This is a genomic window from Cloacibacterium sp. TD35 (genome assembly GCF_028864635.1).
Taxonomy (GTDB): Bacteria; Bacteroidota; Bacteroidia; order Flavobacteriales; family Weeksellaceae; genus Cloacibacterium.
Map to the genome: position 1 here is coordinate 1,732,584 of NZ_CP104850.1, position 20,529 is coordinate 1,753,112.

14 protein-coding genes and 1 tRNA gene are annotated in these 20,529 nt (G+C 34.2%); 10 read left to right on the forward strand and 5 right to left on the reverse strand.

The features are described from left to right. Positions 1-15 precede the first annotated feature (15 nt). The 3 genes from N7277_RS08000 (at position 16) to N7277_RS08010 (ending at position 2,274) form a co-directional block, all read left to right on the forward strand. Positions 16-1,785 carry a TonB-dependent receptor gene (locus tag N7277_RS08000; RefSeq protein ID WP_274779046.1) on the forward strand — a complete coding sequence of 590 codons (1,770 nt, stop codon included), beginning with the start codon at positions 16-18 and terminating at the stop codon, positions 1,783-1,785. Between the two features lie 59 nt (positions 1,786-1,844). Then, positions 1,845-1,916, forward strand: a tRNA-Arg gene (locus N7277_RS08005). Positions 1,917-2,037: 121 nt separating this feature from the next. Beyond that, positions 2,038-2,274: a YdcH family protein gene (locus N7277_RS08010; RefSeq protein ID WP_274779047.1), complete on the forward strand. Its 237-nt coding sequence runs from the start codon at positions 2,038-2,040 to the stop codon at positions 2,272-2,274. A 61-nt stretch (positions 2,275-2,335) separates the two neighbouring features. Here the strand turns inward: N7277_RS08010 and N7277_RS08015 are convergent, their stop codons facing one another. Further along, positions 2,336-4,459: a Tex family protein gene (locus N7277_RS08015; protein WP_274779048.1), complete on the reverse strand. Its 2,124-nt coding sequence runs from the start codon at positions 4,457-4,459 to the stop codon at positions 2,336-2,338. A 958-nt stretch (positions 4,460-5,417) separates the two neighbouring features. On the opposite strand from N7277_RS08015, the gene N7277_RS08020 reads away from it, so the two are divergent. Both N7277_RS08020 and N7277_RS08025 read left to right on the forward strand, forming a co-directional pair. Then, the gene (locus N7277_RS08020; protein WP_274779049.1) at positions 5,418-6,512 is read left to right on the forward strand and encodes a 6-phosphofructokinase; all 1,095 of its coding nucleotides are present in this window, start codon (positions 5,418-5,420) and stop codon (positions 6,510-6,512) included. A gap of 216 nt (positions 6,513-6,728) precedes the next feature. Continuing rightward, complete coding sequence (locus N7277_RS08025) at positions 6,729-7,442, forward strand: 3-ketoacyl-ACP reductase (protein WP_274779050.1); 714 nt, start codon at positions 6,729-6,731, stop codon at positions 7,440-7,442. An 80-nt stretch (positions 7,443-7,522) separates the two neighbouring features. On the opposite strand, the gene N7277_RS08030 is transcribed toward N7277_RS08025, so the two are convergent. From N7277_RS08030 to N7277_RS08040, 3 genes are all read right to left on the reverse strand, one after another. Then, entirely contained in the window at positions 7,523-8,050 is a 528-nt protein-coding gene (locus tag N7277_RS08030) for a hypothetical protein (protein WP_274779051.1), read from the reverse strand. Between the two features lie 17 nt (positions 8,051-8,067). Further along, a complete protein-coding gene (locus N7277_RS08035) occupies positions 8,068-11,790 on the reverse strand; it encodes a hypothetical protein (RefSeq protein ID WP_274779052.1) in 3,723 nt (1,240 codons plus the stop codon). A gap of 67 nt (positions 11,791-11,857) precedes the next feature. Continuing rightward, a complete protein-coding gene (locus N7277_RS08040; protein WP_274779053.1) occupies positions 11,858-12,475 on the reverse strand; it encodes a hypothetical protein in 618 nt (205 codons plus the stop codon). A gap of 479 nt (positions 12,476-12,954) precedes the next feature. Between N7277_RS08040 and typA the strand changes: the two genes are divergently transcribed. From typA to N7277_RS08060, 4 genes are all read left to right on the forward strand, one after another. Further along, complete coding sequence (gene typA, locus N7277_RS08045; RefSeq protein WP_274779054.1) at positions 12,955-14,757, forward strand: translational GTPase TypA; 1,803 nt, start codon at positions 12,955-12,957, stop codon at positions 14,755-14,757. 33 nt (positions 14,758-14,790) lie between these two features. Next, positions 14,791-15,882, forward strand: coding sequence for a redox-regulated ATPase YchF (gene ychF / locus N7277_RS08050; RefSeq protein ID WP_274779055.1), 1,092 nt, complete (start codon positions 14,791-14,793; stop codon positions 15,880-15,882). A 177-nt stretch (positions 15,883-16,059) separates the two neighbouring features. Then, the gene (locus N7277_RS08055; protein ID WP_274779056.1) at positions 16,060-16,815 is read left to right on the forward strand and encodes an SDR family NAD(P)-dependent oxidoreductase; all 756 of its coding nucleotides are present in this window, start codon (positions 16,060-16,062) and stop codon (positions 16,813-16,815) included. Between the two features lie 109 nt (positions 16,816-16,924). After that, positions 16,925-17,713 (forward strand): TIGR00266 family protein, encoded by a 789-nt coding sequence (locus tag N7277_RS08060; protein ID WP_274779057.1) that lies wholly within the window; start codon positions 16,925-16,927, stop codon positions 17,711-17,713. 58 nt (positions 17,714-17,771) lie between these two features. On the opposite strand, the gene N7277_RS08065 is transcribed toward N7277_RS08060, so the two are convergent. Continuing rightward, on the reverse strand, positions 17,772-18,476 hold the full coding sequence (locus N7277_RS08065) for a DsbA family oxidoreductase (protein WP_274779058.1): 705 nt from the start codon (positions 18,474-18,476) through the stop codon (positions 17,772-17,774). Between the two features lie 171 nt (positions 18,477-18,647). Between N7277_RS08065 and N7277_RS08070 the strand changes: the two genes are divergently transcribed. Further along, on the forward strand, positions 18,648-20,528 hold the full coding sequence (locus N7277_RS08070) for a DNA topoisomerase IV subunit B (RefSeq protein WP_274779059.1): 1,881 nt from the start codon (positions 18,648-18,650) through the stop codon (positions 20,526-20,528). Position 20,529: the final 1 nt, after the last annotated feature.

The window sequence follows — 20,529 nt, forward strand, 5'->3', positions numbered from 1 at the left end:
TTAACTTTAAAGAAAATGAACAAAAACATAAAAATATTATCTCTCGTTTTAGTAGGAATTTCTCAGTTTTCTTTGGCTCAAATCAAAGAAGAAAGATTGATTCTCGACAGAAAACGTGAACCTGAAGTAAAGAAAATCGAAAAGAAAAAAACTTCTGTAGAATCAGAGAAAAATTATCCTCCAAAAGAAAAAGAGCAGGAACCTGTGGAATACAAAATTACCAATGTTCCGATGGTTTCAGATTTTAAAACGTCTACGATTGAAGGAGAAGATATTTCTCCGAAATTCAATACAGACAGCCAGAGAAATTATTTTCAGGTAGGTTATGGTAATTATTCTAAATTTTTGGCAGACGGAAATATTTCTCATCAGTTAGACAAAAATACAGAAGTGGGAATAGACGTTCATGGAATCACTACGAATGGTTTAGAAAAAGAATACGACTGGAGTTCTAAGCAAAGTGATTTTAATGTGGCAGCCTTCATTACCTCGAATACAGAAAAGGGAAAAGCCAATATCACCGCAGATTTTGGGAATCACAACTACAATTATTATGGAATTTACACCTTGAAACCAGCTGCTGATATAGATTTGAAACAAAGTTATAATGAATTGAAAATCAATGGATATTATGATTTTTTCAAAAACAATTGGATTAATGACATCAGATTTAAGTCGTCTATTTTAGCAGACCATTTCGATGCGAAAGAAAATTCTGGAGAAGCTCAACTGAATCTTTCAAAATATGATTTGCCACTTTTTTCGGCGCAAGACATGAAAATTAATGCAGATTTGGGCGTAAAATTATCCACGCAAAAATCGAGTTTTGAATTGCTGAACAAAAACGAATCACAATATTTGCTTTTTGCCTTGAATCCTAAAGTGTCTTTCTACAAAGGAAATTCTTATTTAGCAATTGGTTCAGATTTTTCTCTGATTAACGGAAAAACTTCTGATAAAAACACCCCAGAAGCAAAAACCAACAATTTCAGATGGTTTCCTTTTGCAGAAGTGTTGTATGAAGCTACAGAACAATATAAATTCTATGCAGGAATAGATGGTGGCGTAAAAATGAATTCTTATTCCAGTTTATTGCAAGAAAATCCGTTTTTGATATCAGATGTTGTGCTGAGACCTACAGAAACCAAATATCACTTCTATCTTGGTTTAAAAGGAGATGTAGACCAAACCTTTAAATATGATGTAAATGCTGGTTACAGTGAGCTCAGAAATGCACAGTTTTTCAGAGCGAATGATTTATTTGACTATGTAAACACACTTAATCGTTCTGCTTATAATTTTGCTAACAATTTTTCGGCGATTTATGATGACGGAACCTTGAGCGAAGTAAAAGGAAGTGTACAATATTTTCCGTTACAGAATTTGGTTTTAGATGCAGAACTTCACTTCATGAAATTTAAATTAGACCATCTCAATGAGGTGTATTATAAACCAGTTGTACAAACCACGCTTGGTGCGAAATATTCATTACTTGACAGAAAGTTAAATCTAGGTTTCAAAGGGATTTTTGTATCAGAAAGGTCTACCAATTCTTACGATATAGCAGTGAATACTGCTGTGCCAAGTCAATTTACTTCTACAGAAAAAACAAAAGAATCTTTACCTTCTTACTTAGATATAAATTTAAATGCAGATTATAAAATCAATAAAAACTTCACCGTTTTTATAATGGGGAATAATTTATTGAATAAAAAATACGAGCACTATTTAGGTTACAAAGTTCTCGGAGCGCAGGTTTTAGGAGGTTTGAGAATTGCTTTTTAAAGGAAAACCTTTATTTTTGTAATCTTATAAATTAGAAATCAAAAATCTCGAATAAAATAGGCCGCATAGTTTAATGGATAGAACTACGGATTTCGGCTCCGTCAGTGAGGGTTCGAATCCTTCTGTGGTCACTAATATTTTAAAAATCAGCTGTAAAGCTTAAATAAATGACAATTTTCATATGGGAAGTTGTCTTTTTTTTATGTAACTTTAATGTATTAAAAAAATGTTCAACCATTTAATTCTAACAATATGGAAAATCATACATTAACCCACGAATTCCCAGAATATGTTCAAAAAATCGCAGAGCTGAAAGCTTCAGATGAAAAATTCTTAAAAATGTATGTGAACTACGAAGAAGTGAATGCGCTGATTTCTCACTACGAAGACGGCGAACAAAATCACACCACTGATGAGCATCTTACAGATTTAAGAAAGAAAAGAGTTCATCTGAAAGACGATATTTATAATTATTTACATCAGAATTAATATCTGAAACTTTTACGAAAAAATATAATTAAAGCGACTCAAAAGGTCGCTTTTTTATTCTTTACAAAATCATCGTTAATTGTATTCTTTTTCTTTGTTCGTCTATTTCCAGAACTTTTACCTGAACATGCTGATGCAATTTTACCACTTCATTCACATCAGACACAAAACCATCTTTCAGTTGAGAAATATGAACCAATCCACTTTCTTTTATCCCTACATCTACAAAACACCCAAAAGCGGTGATATTGTTCACAATTCCAGGTAAAATCATGCCTACATGCAAATCTTTGATGGTTTTTACATTTCGGTCAAATTCAAAAACTTTGGCAGATTTTCTAGGGTCTAATCCAGGTTTTAGGAGTTCTTTCAAAATATCTTTAATTCCTAAAATTCCGATGTCTTCGGTTGTATATTTTTCTGGAATAATTTGGTCTATTTTTTCTTTATTGGCAATCAATTCTTCGGTTTTTAAACCTAAATCTTTTGCCATTTTTTCTACCAAAGCATAAGCTTCAGGATGTACTGCAGAATTATCAAGCGGATTTTTAGCATTTTTAATCCTTACGAATGCTGCTGCTTGTTGATATGCTTTTTCGCCTAACCTCGGCACTTTTTTCAAATCTTTTCTGGAAGTAAAAGCACCATTTTCTGCTCTGTAATTCACAATGTTTTCTGCCATTTTTTCGCCAATTCCAGAAACGTAGGAGAGGAGTGATTTACTTGCGGTATTCAGGTTGATTCCAACAGAATTTACGCATCTAATTACGGTATGGTCTAGTTCTTCTTTCAGTTTGGTTTGGTCTACATCGTGCTGATATTGTCCTACTCCTATAGATTTTGGGTCTATTTTTACCAATTCTGCCAATGGATCAGAAAGTCTTCTGCCAATAGAAACTGCACCACGAACCGTTACATCATAATTTGGGAATTCTTCTCTGGCAATTTTACTGGCAGAATACACAGATGCTCCTGCTTCAGAAACCACGAAAACCTGTAATTCTCTGTCAAAACCAATTTTCTTGATGAACTGTTCTGTTTCTCTGCTTGCGGTTCCATTTCCTATAGAAATGGCTTCTATGTTGCAAGAATTCACCAAAGATTTTATCTTTTTCATCGCCATTCCCGTTTCGTTTTGTGGAGCATGCGGAAAAATGGTTTCGTTGTGCAAGATGTCTCCTTTTTCGTCTAGACAAACCACTTTACAGCCTGTTCTGTAACCTGGGTCAATTGCTAGAATTCTCTTTTCACCAAGTGGAGCAGCCAGTAATAATTGTTGAAGATTTTCTGAGAAAACTTCAATCGCTTTTTGGTCGGCTTTTTCTTTGGCTTCCTGCAAAGTTTCATTAGAAATAGCAGGTTCCAAAAGTCTTTTGTAAGAATCTGCAATCGCCAATTCTATTTGCTTGGCACAATCGTTTTGGCTTTTGATGACGGCATTTTCCATGATTTCTAGAGCTTCTTCTTTTTCTACTGAAACCGAAACCTTTACAAAACCCTCGTTTTCTGCTCTCAACATAGCGAGAAGTCTGTGAGAAGGTGTTCTTTTCAATGGTTCTTGCCAATCAAAATATTGAGAGAATTTCTGTGCTTCTTCTTCGTCTTTTTTGGTTTTTACCACTTTTGTAGTAATCATGGCTTTTCTTTGGAATAATCTTCTCAGATTTTTACGGATATAGAGATTTTCATTCAGCCATTCTGCGATAATATCTCTTGCACCTTGCAAAGCATCGTCTTCATCTGCAACTTCTTGATTCAAATATTTGGAAGCGAGATATTCTACATCATCAGATTTTTGAGACATAATGATTTTTGCCAAAGGTTCTAAACCTTTTTCACGCGCTGTATCTGCTTTGGTTTTCTTGCGTTTTTTATAAGGAAGATAAAGGTCTTCTAGTTCCTGTAAGTCAAAACTTTGTGTTACTTTCTGTTGAAGTTCAGGCGTGAGAGCATTTTGTTCTTCTATTGATTTTAAGATGCTTTCTTTACGCTTTACAATTTCATCAAAACTTTTATTAAGTTTAAAAATTTGTTCGATGGCTACTTCATCTAGATTGCCTGTTTTGTCTTTTCGGTAACGTGCGATGAAAGGGATAGTGCAGTCTTCAGAAAGCAACTGAAGTGTGTTTTCTATGCTTTTGCTAGGAATAGGTAAACGTTCCTGAATGTATTTTTCTACGGTCATTCTCTCAATTTTCTGAGTGCTAAAATACGAGGGATTTATGGAAAAATCAATTTTTGTTTGTCCTGTTTTGTCCACTTTTGTCTGTGTTGCTTTTGGTTTTCTTCGAGACTTCTTCGATAGTGGTGTTGGTGTTCTTCGGAAAAGAGGGTGTTTTTCCGAAGGAGACTCGAACAAGACTCGAAGAAGAGTAAGAGTCTGAAAATGTTTTTAGATAATATTACTTGCTGGGTTTAATTTTCTTGTTTTGAATAATTATATAGTGTAACTCGCAGTTTGACAATGTGTTATATTTTTTATTTGGTAGATTATTTTTTAATGTAGTATTATTTCTACGTCATGTAAAATTTCTTTCTACGTTTATTATTCCTATGTCTCCTTTCAAATGATTTATTTTGCATTATGATAATTAAGAGGTATTAGAGTTTCTTTTTACCCGATAAATAAAGCATAAAAACGCAAAGCAACAAAAAAACAATAACCATGAATACCCAAATCACATATTTATAGTCTGTGATTAATTAGAAAAACAGCAAACTTATCTTTGCTGTTTTTTTTTGCAAATGCTCTAAAACACTTATTACCCAAAACTGCAGATTTATAATCGTGGCTCATAAACTCACAATTATTCTACTCTAATATCGATTTATTTACCTATTATTTATCATAAGAAATCTTTTGGGAAGTTTTACCTAGATGTCTAGGATTTATAATCCGTGACATATAAACCACATTGCAAACTTTGAGCAATGATAAAAAGTGACAAATGAATTTTGGAAATAGCGTAATAAGCCAAATACATTATAACTTTTATTTTAAAAAAAATACTGTCAAAAATCATTGGAATATCTTCTTAAAAACAAATTATAAACAAAAATATAATGGTAAATTTGAAAAATATTTAAAAACATAGGTTTCAACAAAAAAATGTTGATGAAATAGATAAGAAATAGATATTAAAATGAAAAGAGTATTAGTAGCAACAGGAGGTGGAGATTGTCCAGGATTAAATGCGGTAATGAGAGGCGTAGTAAAAAGAGCTTCTCAAGAAAAAGATTGGGAAGTGGTAGGAAGCATCAATGCGTATGACGGAATATTAAAAGAACCCACAGAAATTATGGTTTTAGATGATAAAACCGTAGCAGGAATTCATAAAGATGGTGGAACGATTATAGGAACTACTAACAAAGGAGGTCCATTTGCTTGGCCTTACAAGAATAAAGATGGAATTTGGGAAGCGGTAGACAGATCAGATGAAATGATTCGCAAATTGCAATATTTAGGCGTAGATGCCGTAATCAGTATAGGAGGTGATGGTTCACAAAGAATTTCACAACAATTATATGAAAAAGGGCTTAACATTATTGGCGTTCCAAAAACTATTGATAATGATTTGTCTGCTACCGATTTTACCTTTGGTTTTCAGACTGCCGTACAAATTGCAACAGAAGCCGTAGATAGATTGGTGACTACCGCTGCAAGTCATAACAGAGTTTTGGTACTAGAAGTAATGGGGAGATATGCAGGTTGGATTGCTTTGCACGCTGCTATTGCAGGTGGTGCAGAAGTTTGTTTGATTCCAGAAATTCCTTATGACATAGAAAAAGTGGTGAAAAAACTCAATAGCAGATTCAATAAAGGAAAAGGAAATGCCATTGTAGTAATAGCAGAAGGTGCAATTCCGAAAGGTGGAAGCCTACTTTCTGAAGTAAGTGATGAAGTTGGATATGAAAATGTAAGATTAGGAGGTGTAGCTCATAAATTGGTTCATGATTTGAAATCTATTGGTTTTGAGGCAGATATGCGCGAAACGGTTTTGGGGCATTTACAAAGAGGAGGTACGCCAACTGCTTATGATAGAATTTTGGCAACACAATTTGGGGTAAAAGCATTCGAAATGGTGTTGAATGAAGAATACGGAAAAATGGTTGCTTATCGCCATCCAAATATTATCGCGGTACCATTCAAAGAAGCGATAGACCGTCCAAATTTTGTAGATCCTAATTGCGATATGGTAAAAACTGCAAAAGGTGTAGGAATTAGCTTTGGTGATTAATGGAGATTTTATTCTATTAGTAATTACATCAATGAATAATAAAAGCCAACTTCAAGAAAATGAAGTTGGCTTTACTTTTTTTCGTAATTCATAAACTCGTAGTAATCTCTTCTAATATTGATTTATTCACCTATTTCTTTAGATTTTATTCATCATCAAAAACCTTTTGAGCGGTTTTATTTTCTTAATTTTGCAAATGTTAAAAAATAAAAAGTTATGAATTTAAAAGGTAAAAATGCACTCATCACTGGTGGTGGAAGAGGTCTTGGGAAAGCCGTTGCAATCGCTTTGGCAAATGAAGGCGTAAATGTAGGAATTACAGGTAGAAATGAAGAACACCTAAAGTCTACCGTTGCAGAATTAGAAAAATTAGGAGTAAAAGCAGTGTATTCTGTTTTTAATGTAGATGAGATGGCTCAAGTAGAGCAAGGGGTGGCTTCTATCGCTTCTCAATTGGGTGGCATAGACATTTTAATTAATAATGCTGGAGTAGGTGATTTTGGTAGTTTCGAAGATATGCCAGTAGAAACTTGGGAAAAAGTAATGAAGGTGAATCTTTTTGGCGTGTATTATGTAGCAAAAGCAGCATTGCCTTATTTGAAACAAAATAAAGAAGGAGACATCGTAAATGTAGCTTCTACTGCTGGATTAAAAGGCGGTCCGAATATGTCGGCGTATTGTGCTTCTAAAGCAGCGGTAATTTCTCTTTCTCAGTCATTGATGGCAGAGCTTAGAAAATTCAATATTCGTGTGATTACGTTAACACCGAGTACCATTGCTACTGATATGAGTATAGAAGGCGGACTTACTGATGGTAATCCAGAAAAAGTGCTTCAGCCAGAAGATTTTGCAGAATGGGTGAGAGATATTTTGAAAATGAACAGAAGAGCCATGATTGCCAATGCTTCTATTTTTTCTACCAATCCATAAAGATATAACATAACAATAATAAAAAAGCCATCTCTAGAGATGGCTTTTTGCTTAACAAATCATGTTTGGGTTGGCTTAATTTATTGTTTCCAAAAACTCCAAACAGTGCCATTAAAAACGGCTAATTGTTTTGTAGTAGTATCATATACCATCATTCCAGGAGATGGGTTTACTATATTCAAATGAGGAGAAGCCACTTTGGGAAGAATCATTACTGCATGATGATCTCCTAAAACTAAAATTCCAGGAGTAGTATCAGTATTATGATCTCCACCAATCATTACTTTGGCTTCGTTTACATCTGATAAAGAGTTTTGTAATGAAGTGTCTACAGTTCCTGTAGTATCTACACTTAGGTCTTTCCATCCAGATGCATATTTTACATAGACTTTTTTATCAGTCGTGTTATAAACAAAAGTTCCATTTACTGCTCCAGCTACATCACTTAATGAAGTAACCCACGGCAGAACCAATCCTCTTTTATTATCTGCCCCATCATAAAATTCTAATGACACAGCTGTAGATGATAGATTGGTCTTTCCAATTGCTACTTGAGCAGAAGCAGAAGCAGCAAAGAATATTGATAATGTCAAAAATATATTTTTCATAATTATTGAGTCTTTAATTAATCAGGACAAGCTTGTGTATTATAAGTTCTCCAACCAGCATGAGTACCATCAATATTAATTTGAAGGTTATCTATTGTGGTATTATAAATAATCATACCTTCTCTTAAATCAGACTCAGGTATTTGATCTAATTGAGAATCAGTAAGTCTATTGATTACGAATCCCTTGTTTTTAGATTCTAAAACCAACCATGCTCCTTTTCTTACCATAGGCCAGCTGTTACTATCTGTACTGGCTCTGCCTAGAGAGGTAATACCAGTTTTTCCATCTAGAGCAGTTCCTGTAGTTTGTGCTGGTTTATAGCAGAAACAACCAGACTGAACAGCCGCATTGTATGCTTCTCCCTTTCCTTGTCCTTGATCAGAACCTATATCTGCTGCACCTCCGCTATTTACTAATTGAGGAACACCGTTTGCGTCAACAGGTAATGGAATGCTGTTAGCAACCAGTTGTGATGTACTCACGTTTTCGTCTCCTTCTGCAGCATCAGGACAACCGTCACCGTCAGAATCTAAATCTAGTCTGTTAGGAATTCCATCATTGTCAACATCTAAATTAAATGGTGTAAAAACAATATTGTCTATTCCTACATCATTACCACTACTTCCGCTTGGTTGCTGGTTAATAATTTCTAATATAACGGTAGTAGTTGTGGCAGTAAAATCAAAGCTTAATCTTCTCCATACATCATCATTTACGCCTAAATCTGTAGATGATGCAGATGCTAATTCATTGTTTAAAGCGTCTTTAACTGATATTTTTAAAATAGGAACATCTGGTAAACCGTTAGCAAGTCCTGCTAAGTCTATTCTAAAACGATATTTCTTTCCTTTAGTTGTTGAAATATTGGTTACTCTATAAATAGCTAAGTTGTCAAAACTTGGAGAATTTATATTGATCATTAGATATCTGCCATCGGTAGAACCGTTAGAAATTATTGGATTTCCTGCGTCTATATTACCTATAAGGTCAGTTTTTGTATGCATTGCAGTTTGACTATTAGAAGTAGTTACAGCGTAAAATCCGTCATTAGGATCTGTTGCATCATATGCGTGTCCTATAACATTGCTATCTGTGGTAGGAGCACCTGTTCCAAAATCATTGACATAAATAGGAGTTCCTTCTATACTATCTTCTACGGTGTCTAGAATTCCATCATTATCATCATCTAAGTCATCAGCTTCTGCTACACCGTCGTCATCAGTATCACTTTGTATGGTGATGGTTAATGCTGTTTGGGCGGTACAACTTGGCGAACTTAAATTGATTGCTGTAATCTTATAATCAGTTCCACTGGTTCCTACTATAGGATAGGAGGTGAATGTTAATGTTCCTCCATTACCAAAATAAGAAGTACTGGCATCTGTTCCAGTGCTTGTCTCTAGTGTGTATAAAACTCCACTAGTAGAATTTGTAATACTTATAGATTTTGTAGCTCCTTCTGTTACACTAAAACTTGTAGGGGTAACCGTAGGGGATGTAGGAGAGGTACAAACTAATGTTGCCGTTACGGTATTAGGGCAGATTACTTCTGCATTACTACCTTCTATGATACCTATGCTTAACACACCACCACCATATATTTTGTTGCTACCTACGGTTATAGACCATGTGGTAGTACTTGTAGTGGCTTGACCAATATATGAACCATCTATATATAAATTTACCTTGGTAGAAGCGACTGCAGTAGCTAAAGTTCCACTTACTGTTGTGTCTGTAGTGTTTACAGGAGAAGTAATAGTTCCGCATCTGGCACTACTAGTTGCTGTAAGAGTAGTCACGATGTTAGATTTAGCACTTACTCCACATGAATTGGTTACTGTGCTGTAATAACTGGTTCCAGCAACAGCCACGGGTGTAGTTAATGACCATTTACCGTTACTATCTACTGTAGCTGTGCCAATGAGTGTGTCGCCTGTATTATTTCTAATGGTAACAGTAGCTCCTATGTAGCCTGAAGTTCCAGAAATTGATTGGCCAGCTGCAATGCTTCCATTGTTGTTATTAATCACTGGAGGTATAGTATTACATGGGACAGCAGTTGCAGTTACACCAGCTGAAGGACTAAAACAACCTGAAGCAGCTACTTGGTATATCTCTCCCGCGATAATAGTTAAATCGCTAACATCAAAACTAAATGAAGTTCCTGCTGAAGCTGTAGTAATGGTTTTATTTGGAACAGGGATCTTATTTCTATACAACATAAAATTTGTTCCTGTAGGTGCGCTTGCAGAAGTAGTAAAATTGATTGTAGAAGTGTTATCGTTGATAGTAGTGGTTGTAATTGAAATAGTTGTTGTTGAAGAGCAATTGCCCTGTGCGGCAGAGGTAAAAGAACACCCATTAGTATCAACCTGTGTAAAGTAATAAAAACCATTACTTAATGTACTGTTTCCACTGGTACAGTTAATATCTGATATTGTCCCACCATCAGCATATGCAAAGTTAGATGTTGCTGTAGGGGTGAATGTTGTTAAAGGAGTAGAAGTTCCTAATTTATAAAGAGTAATAGTATTATTCGCAGGAACATTAAGAATAGTAAGTTTTTTCCCATTGACACAATTAAAAGAAACTGGGGTTGCTATGGTACACGTAGAACCTACAACTCTTACTTCGTTACTCTTATAACAATCTGTAGCATCTGTGGTAGAAGCTTTAGCGTATATGAGATCATTTGTTGACAAAGCTGTTGTAGTGTAGGACCAAGAGCCTCCACTGGTGGCTGTTGTGGTTCCTAATAATACATTGTTTTTAAATATTTCTATTGTAGCAGTAGTTGCTGTTGAATAACTTGCCTTAGTCCAGGTTCCTGTAATGGTGGTAGCACCAGCTGCAAGAGGAGAGTTCACAGTAGGAGGTGCTGAACATGGTAATGGAGAACAAGTACCTTCTGCTATCTGGGTTGGGGTACACTGTGGTTGCTGTGTAACGTTATTTACAGGGTAAGCATCTGAAGTAGGTCCACACAAAGCAGTATCTGGAGCCATTACTGTTCCTGGTTGAAAGCGCAATGCAGTATTCGCATTTACGGTAGTAGAACCTGTAAATGAAGAATACGGAACATAGAAATCAATAAAATAATCAGGAGTTCCAGTATTTGTGGTATATGCTAGAGATGTTTGTACATATTGCGGATTTGTGGCTAAATTTCTTGTCCATACTTCTGTACATGAAGTTCCACTATTTACATCGTATACAGAAATTTTAAATCCAGTTTGTACACTAACTTCGTATTCGTAACCGGGGTTGGTAGAGGTGTAATTAGGATCTTCTGGGCCAAATTTTCCATCAGCATCTATTATTAATGCACTATAGCCGTATGATCCTGTAGACATGTTTCCAATTCTTAATCTAAAGTAGATATTGGTTCCATCAGAATAAGCGTAAAAAGATCTGCCATTGGCATCCGGGACTAAATCACTAAAACTTCCATTAGGTCCTCTAGATAAGTCTCCACTTGGTTCTAGATACATAAGGGCAAGGGGGTAATAGTTTATTTCACTAGCAAGTCCTAAGTCTGTAGTAGTAAAACCACTATTAGTAAGAGAAATATAACCATCTTTGTTAGGATCTAGTATTGCTGATTTTGTTTGAGGGGGAATATTTCCTGCGCCATCTCTAATGATAAGGCCAGGTGTTTGTGATAAGGCTAAGCCATATAATAAAAATGCTATAAGAAATAAACATTTTTTGTAGTAATAAGTAATTTTTTTTATCATCTTTATAAGTCTGTGTATGAATAATTTTTTAGAAGAATGAATAGCAAAATATTGCATTCTATATTTTTTAACTCAATATAGACGGAGGAGGTCTTGTAAATAAATTAAATTCTAAAAGTTTAGAATAATAAATAGTAAAGAGTATATTTTGTTTTTCTTGGTAGGTAAAAACAAAACTAAAACGTATTTTTTCATTAAGAATTGAATTGTCAAGTGTTTTGTGACTATCTTGACTATTGAGTCCTATATTGAGGACATAAGAATGAACAGAAAAACTACTTTCTGTTTCGGTGTTGGGATAAAAAGTTATGAACGACTGGCTTTTTGGGGGGATTTGTCTGTCAATTTTTGCCAGTTTCTTTTTTGGAGCAAAAGTATTTTTATCTTTTAAATCTTTATTAGACTTAATGGTTATTTTTTCATTGTTTTCAGTTTTATTATTTTCAATAGAACTATCTTCTATCTTAGAGTTATTAGAATCTAGAATAACTACAGTAGCACCATCTGAAACATGAATATTTTCTATACCAGAAATGATTGATTCCTGAGCAGAATAACGGGTAAATGATAAAAAGATTAATAAAAAAGTAAAAACACAATGAGACTTAATGCTACATAGAGCACTAAGGATAAAATTTTTGCATAGTATTACAAAAGAACTTTTATCAGTGTAAAATTTCCTCAATTTTCTTCATTTGTGTTTTTAGACTTGGTAAAAATACAAAAAAAAATGAAAAATTGATTTTTTTTTAAAAAAAATACGATTATGAAATAAGGTTAATAGTTTGAGAGATAGAAGTTAAGCTATTAATGAATAAAATAGTATGTTTTTTTTGAATTCAAAAAAATATGAATATATTTTTAAAATTAGATAATCAAAATTCTTATTAAGTTGATGAAGATTAGTTGCTTTTCCTCATTAAAGTCTGCATAATTTTATTATTATATCAGTTGCATATTGTTAATATTTAAATATAGTTTTTTATCATTCAAGGGTGTAAGCCAATAGTCTTTGAGTTTTTTTTATTTCTTTTCCTTTGTTTTCTGTAAAATAAAATCTCAAAAAGATTTCATTATCAAGGTTTTAATGAATTGTTAATCTTGTATCTTCATGCTTCCATCTTCCAAATTTTTTCACTACTTTTGCACCTTCAAAAAATATATATGCAAAATATCAGAAACATCGCAATTATTGCCCACGTAGACCACGGGAAAACCACACTGGTAGATAAAATTATCCATGCTACCAATGTTTTCAGAGAAAATCAAGAATCTGGAGACTTAATTATGGATAATAACGATTTAGAGAGAGAAAGAGGAATTACAATTCTTTCTAAAAATATTTCAGTTACGTATAAAGATACTAAAATTAATGTAATAGACACTCCTGGTCACGCCGATTTCGGTGGTGAGGTAGAGCGTGTGTTGAAAATGGCAGATGGTGTTATTTTGTTGGTAGATGCTTTCGAAGGACCAATGCCGCAAACTCGTTTCGTTTTGCATAAAGCTTTAGAATTAGGGCTTAAACCTATTGTTGTCATCAATAAAGTAGATAAAGAAAACTGTCGTCCTGATGAAGTTCATGATAAAGTTTTTGATTTATTCTTTGCTCTTGATGCTACCGAAGAACAATTAGATTTCCCTACTTTCTATGGTTCTTCTAAACAAGGTTGGTTCAATACCTCTTTAGAACCTACAGATAGTATTTTACCAATTTTAGATGGTATTTTACAATATGTTCCAGCACCTAAAATAGAAGAAGGTAACCTTCAGATGCAGGTGACTTCCCTAGATTATTCTTCATTCTTAGGAAGAATTGCAGTAGGTAAAGTAATCAGAGGTTCTCTTAAAGAATCTCAATGGATTGGTTTAGCACAAGAAAATGGCAATATTTTAAAAGGAAAAGTAAAAGAATTATATGTTTTTGAAGGTTTAGGCAAGAAAAAAGTTACAGAAGTTCAAGCAGGTGATATTTGTGCAGTAGTAGGTTTTGATTCCTTCCAAATCGGAGATACTTTCGTAGATTTAGAAAATCCTGAACCAATGACGAGATTGTCTATTGATGAGCCTACGTTGAACATGACGTTCTCTATCAATAATTCTCCTTTCTTTGGTAAAGATGGTAAATATGTAACTTCTAATCACCTTAAAGAAAGATTAGAAAAAGAACTAGAGAAAAACTTAGCATTAAGAGTAGAACAAACTGAAGATGCAAATACTTTCTTAGTTTTTGGTAGAGGTATCCTTCACTTATCGGTTTTAATTGAAACGATGAGAAGAGAAGGTTACGAAATGACGATTGGTCAGCCACAAGTAATCCTTCACGATGTAGACGGAGAAAACCACGAACCTTACGAAAGTTTAGTAGTAGATGTACCAGAAGAATACGCTTCTAGAGTAATTGATTTGGCTACACAAAGAAAAGGTGATCTTCACATTATGGAAACCAAAGGTGAAATGCAGCATATGGAATTCGAGATTCCTTCAAGAGGTTTAATCGGATTGCGTTCTCAAATGTTGACTGCAACAGCAGGTGAAGCCATTATGGCGCACAGATTTACCGATTATAAACCTTTCAAAGGAGCAATTCCAGGAAGAAACAATGGGGTTTTGATTTCTAAAACACAAGGTCCTTGTACAGAATATTCTATCGCAAAATTACAAGATAGAGGTAAGTTTTTTGTAGATCCAGGTGAAGAAATTTATGCAGGGATGATTATTGGTGAGCAAAACAAACCTGGAGACTTAGTAGTAAACATTGTAGAAGCAAAACAATTGAATAACATGCGTGCCGCTGGTAAAGATAAAGACGGAAACATTGCTCCAAAAATCTTATTCTCACTAGAAGAATGTATGGAATATATTCAAGCAGATGAATGTATAGAAGTTACACCAAACTTCATCAGAATGCGTAAAAAAATCCTTTCTGAAGAAGATAGAAAACGTGCGGAAAGAAACGCAAAATAAAATTAGAACTACAAATTTCAAATATAAATTACAATGAAATGTGGAATTGTAGGTTTACCAAACGTAGGTAAATCAACCTTATTTAACTGTTTAAGTAACGCCAAAGCACAATCTGCTAACTATCCGTTTTGTACGATTGAGCCTAACTTAGGAACGGTTTCTGTACCAGATACTCGTCTTTTTGAGTTAGAGAAATTGGTGAATCCTGAGCGTGTTTTGCCTGCAGTAGTAGAAATTGTAGACATCGCAGGTTTGGTAAAAGGAGCTTCTAAAGGTGAAGGTTTAGGAAACCAGTTTTTGGCAAATATCAGAGAATGTGAAGCAATTATTCACGTTTTAAGATGCTTTGATAATGGTAATATCGTTCACGTAGAAGGTTCTGTAGATCCTATGAGAGATAAAGAAATTATCGATATAGAACTTCAGTTAAAAGACCTTGAAACGCTTGGAAAAGCGGTTGAAAAAGCTAAAAAGTTCATTAAATCAGGTAAGAAAGAAGATATTCTTACTTACGAAACGCTTCAAAATCTTCAGAAATTTGTTGAAGATGGTAAGAACGTAAGAGAATTCCCTACGGATGATTTCACTCAATCTATAATTGATGAGGTTCACCTGTTAACCAAAAAACCAGTTCTTTACGTTTGTAATGTTGATGAAAATGCAATTAAAAATGGTAACGATTGGATTGCGAAAATCGAAGAAATGGCAGCTAAAGAAAATGCTGAAGTAGTAGTTTTAGCAGCACAAATAGAAGCAGATATCAATGAACTTGAAACTTTCGAAGAAAGACAAATGTTCTTAGAAGAATTAGGTCTTGATGAACCAGGAGTTAACAGACTCATCAGAAAAGCATACGATTTATTACACCTTCAAACTTATTTTACAGCTGGTGTAAAAGAAGTAAGAGCTTGGACAATTGGTAAAGGTTGGACAGCTCCACAAGCTGCAGGTGTAATTCACACTGATTTTGAAAAAGGATTCATTAGAGCAGAAGTTATCGGTTATGATGATTTCGTGAGCTATGGTTCTGAAGCGAAAGTGAAAGAAGCTGGAAAAATGAGAGTAGAAGGAAAAGAATACATCGTAAAAGATGGTGATGTGATGCATTTCCGTTTTAACGTGTAAACTTCATTCTTGATGAATAATAAATATAAGCGAACTTTTAAGTTCGCTTTTTTGTTTCTAGGATATGTCTTTTAGCTATTAAATAATTTAACTTTCTATTTAAAAATTATAACAAAGTCTTAACGCTTGTTTTCAAAATATAGTCGTAACTTTATAGATATCCAAAAAATAAACATTATGAAAAAATTAGAAAATAAGGTAGCTATCGTTACGGGAGCAGGTTCTGGTATTGGTAAAGCCACTGCACTTTTGTTTTCAAAAGAAGGTGCAAAAGTAGTAGTAAGTGATATTAACGAAGAACACGGTAAACAAGTTACAGACGAAATTATAAATGGTGGAGGCAATGCTATTTTTGTAAAAGCAGATACTTCTAAAGCAGAAGACCATAAAAAATTGGTAGATGAAACCCTCAAAGCTTTTGGAAAATTAGATATTGCGGTAAATAATGCGGGAATTGGTGGAGAAATTAATAAAGCGGGAGATATGTCTCTGGAAGGATGGCAAAAAGTAATTGATATTAACTTGTCAGGTGTTTTCTATGGCGTGAAATATCAAGCTCCAGAAATGGTAAAAAATGGCGGTGGAAGTATTGTAAATATCGCTTCTATTTTGGGTCAAGTAGGATTTGAAAACTCTGCTGCTTATGTTGCAGCAAAACATGGAGTTGTAGGACTTACCAAAACTACTGCTTGGGAATATGCTAAAGAAAAAGTTCGTGTGAATGCAGTTGGGCCAGGTTTTATTTATACAGGCTTGGTAAATGAAGAATCTATGGGAAAAGAAGCACTTCATTATTTAGAAAGTAAGCATGCTTTTGGAAGATTAGGTGAATCACAAGAAGTGGCCAATTTAATTCTCTTTTTGGCTTCAGATGACGCTTCTTTCGTTACAGGTTCTTATTATCCAGTAGATGGTGGATATTTGGCAGTTTAGATCAAGAATAAAGATATTATTTTTAAAATTTAAAAAAAGCGAACAATAGAGTTCGCTTTTTTTGTAACGATTTCAAGTGTTTCAAAACTAATTATAAAAAAATATAAAAATGAACAATCACGAAATAGACTACAAAATTCACGGTGAAGAACTGCAATGTGTTGAAATAGAATTAGATCCACAAGAAGCGGTAATTTCTGAACCTGGAAGTTTTATGATGATGACAGATGGTATCCAAATGCAAACCCTTTTTGGCGATGGAACAGAAACTGGCGGATTATTAGGGAAATTATTCTCTGCAGGAAAAAGATTATTGACAGGAGAAAATCTTTTCATGACAGTTTATACCAATACTTCTTATCAGAAAAGACAAGTAACATTTGCTGCGCCTTATTCTGGAAAAATTATTCCTTTGGATTTATCAGATTTAGGAGGTAAAGTGATTTGTCAAAAAGACAGTTTTCTTTGTGCTGCAAAAGGTGTTTCTGTTGGAATAGAATTTCAGAGAAAATTAGGAACCGGACTTTTCGGGGGAGAAGGTTTCATTATGCAGAAACTAGAAGGAGACGGGATGGCTTTCGTGCACAGTGGTGGTTATGTAGTAGAAAAAGAACTGCAACCAGGCGAAATTTTAAAAATCGATACAGGTTGTATCGTAGCCTTTACTCAAACCATTTCTTACGATATTCAGTTTGTTGGCGGAATTAAAAATACTATTTTCGGTGGAGAAGGTTTATTCTTTGCGCAATTGCAAGGTCCGGGAAAGGTTTGGATTCAGACGCTTCCTATCAGCAGATTGGCAAGTAGAATTTTACAATATGCAGGTCCTTCTGGAAGAAGAGAAGAAGGAAGTGTTTTAGGGAAATTAGGAAATATGCTCGATGGAGACGGATTTTAATATTTAACTATTGATTTCAAAAAATAAAAGCGAACTGTTTAAGGTTCGCTTTTTTATTTTAATCACAATTTCCATTGATGTCGCAAGAATCTCCAGAATTGATGAGCTGTAAACCTTTGTCACCGTTAGAAAACTCTTCCCAAGTTTTTTCTAAAGCTTCCAAGAACAATTCGGGTTGTTGCGCACCAGAAATTCCATATTTGTCATTAATCACAAAGAAAGGAACTGCATTGATGCCTAATTGTGAAGCCAGTTGCATATCTTGTTTCACGAGATAACCTAATTCATCAGATTGTAAGGCGTTTTTAGCCTCATCTTCAGTGATTCCAATAGATTTTGCTAACTGAATCAATGTGTCATCATCATCGATGTTTTTCCCATCTAAAAACTGTGCTTCAAAAAGCGCTTCTTCCATTTTATTGGTTAAATTTTTAGTTTTTGATAACTGAATCAGCAAATGTGCTTTATAAGAATTAGCCACTTTAGAATCATCAAAATTAAAGTCGATTCCCGCTTCTTTTCCTGCCATTGCAGCGCCTTCATGCATTGCTTTTGCTCTTTCTACGGTAATTCCTTTTGCTTTAGCAAAATATTCATAAGGACTCACTTCTGGCTGCGTTACCAATTGTGGGTCTAGCTGAAAACTGTGCCAAGTAACTTCTAATTTATCAGCATGGGGAAATTTCTCTAATGCTTTTTCAAATTTCTTTTTTCCTACAAAACAAAACGGACAGCGAACGTCACTCCAAATATTTATTTTCATAATTTTTCTAATTTGCTCTGCAAATATAGTTTAGTTTAAATGTGATTGCATTGATGTATGATAAAATCAATAAAAAAAACTTTTCCACAAAATTTTTTCTATAAAGTTAGTTTCGTTAAATTTGTGAGTTATTGGTTTTAATTAACTTTCAAGCGGTAAAGCAGGAAATATATGAGTGATAATCTACAGGTAAATTATTCGGAAGAAAACATACGAACGCTCGATTGGCAGGAACACATTCGTCTTCGTCCTGGTATGTACATTGGGAAACTAGGAGACGGTTCTTCTGCAGATGATGGGATTTATATTTTGTTAAAGGAAATCATTGATAATTCTATTGATGAATTTCGTATGAAATCTGGAAAAAGAATCGAAATCAAATTAGATGAAGGTAAAGTTACCATTAGAGATTATGGTCGTGGTATTCCTTTAGGAAAAGTAGTAGATGCGGTTTCTAAAATGAATACAGGTGGTAAATATGACTCTAAAGCTTTCAAAAAATCTGTAGGTCTTAATGGTGTAGGTACCAAAGCGGTAAATGCACTTTCTGATTATTTTAAAGTGCGTTCCTTCCGTGATGGAAAAATGAAAGTGGCAGAGTTTTCTAAAGGAAACATCACCGAAAACCATCCTGAAACTGATACTTCAGATAGAAACGGAACAGAGATTTCTTTCATTCCTGATTACAGTATTTTCACGCATTTTAAATTCAGAAAGGAGTACATCGAAAGAATGCTTCGCAATTACGCTTATCTGAATCCGGGGCTTAAAATAATCTTTAACGGAGAAACGTATTACTCAGAAAACGGATTAAAAGACCTGTTAGAAGAAGAGTTAGAGGGCGAAATTCTTTATCCAATCGTTCACTTGAATGATGAAGACATAGAACTCGCGATTACCCATTCTGATAAATCACAAACCGAAACCTATTTCTCTTTCGTAAACGGACAAAACACTACACAAGGTGGAACTCACCTTAATGCTTTCCGTGAAGCGTATGTAAAAACGATTAGAGAATTTTTTAATAAAAACTTTGAAGCGGCAGATATTAGAAAATCTATTATTGCAGCTATTTCAATTAATGTAGAAGAACCCGTTTTTGAATCACAGACCAAAACTAAATTGGGTTCTAACGATATCGGGCCAAATGGTCCTTCTGTAAGAACTTTTATAGTAGATTTCTTAAAAAATAAACTGGATAATTTCTTGCACAAAAATCCAGAAGTAGCCGAAGCGATTTTAAAGAAAATTATTATATCTGAAAGAGAAAGAAAAGAACTTTCAGGAATTCAGAAATTGGCGAGAGAAAGAGCGAAAAAAGTTTCGCTTCATAATAAAAAGCTGAGAGATTGTAGACAGCACTACAATGACCAAAAAGCGTCTAGAAAGTCAGAAACCATGATTTTTATTACCGAAGGTGATTCCGCTTCTGGTTCTATTACCAAATCTAGAGATGTAGAAACTCAGGCAGTTTTTTCTTTAAGAGGGAAACCGCTCAATTGTTATGGTCTTACAAAAAGAGTGGTTTATGAAAACGAAGAATTTAACCTCCTTCAAGCGGCTTTGAATATAGAAGATTCTTTAGAAGATTTACGTTATAATCATGTGATTATTGCAACAGATGCAGATGTTGACGGAATGCACATTAGATTATTGATGATAAGTTTCTTCCTGCAATTCTTTCCTGATTTAATTAAAAATGGACATTTGTACATTCTTCAAACGCCACTTTTTAGAGTAAGAAATAAAAAGGAAACAAGATATTGCTATTCTGATGCTGAAAGAATAAAAGCATTAAATGAACTAGGGAAAAATCCTGAAATTACAAGATTTAAAGGTCTTGGTGAGATTTCTCCTGATGAATTCAAAAATTTCATAGGAAAAGATATTCGCCTAGAACCAGTAGTGATTGGTAAGGATAGTACGATTAATGATTTGTTAGAATTTTACATGGGTAAAAATACTCCAGACAGACAAACTTTCATTTTAGAGAATCTGGTAGTAGAAGACCCGGATATTGATAAAAAAGAAGTTTTAGACGACGCTTCATAAA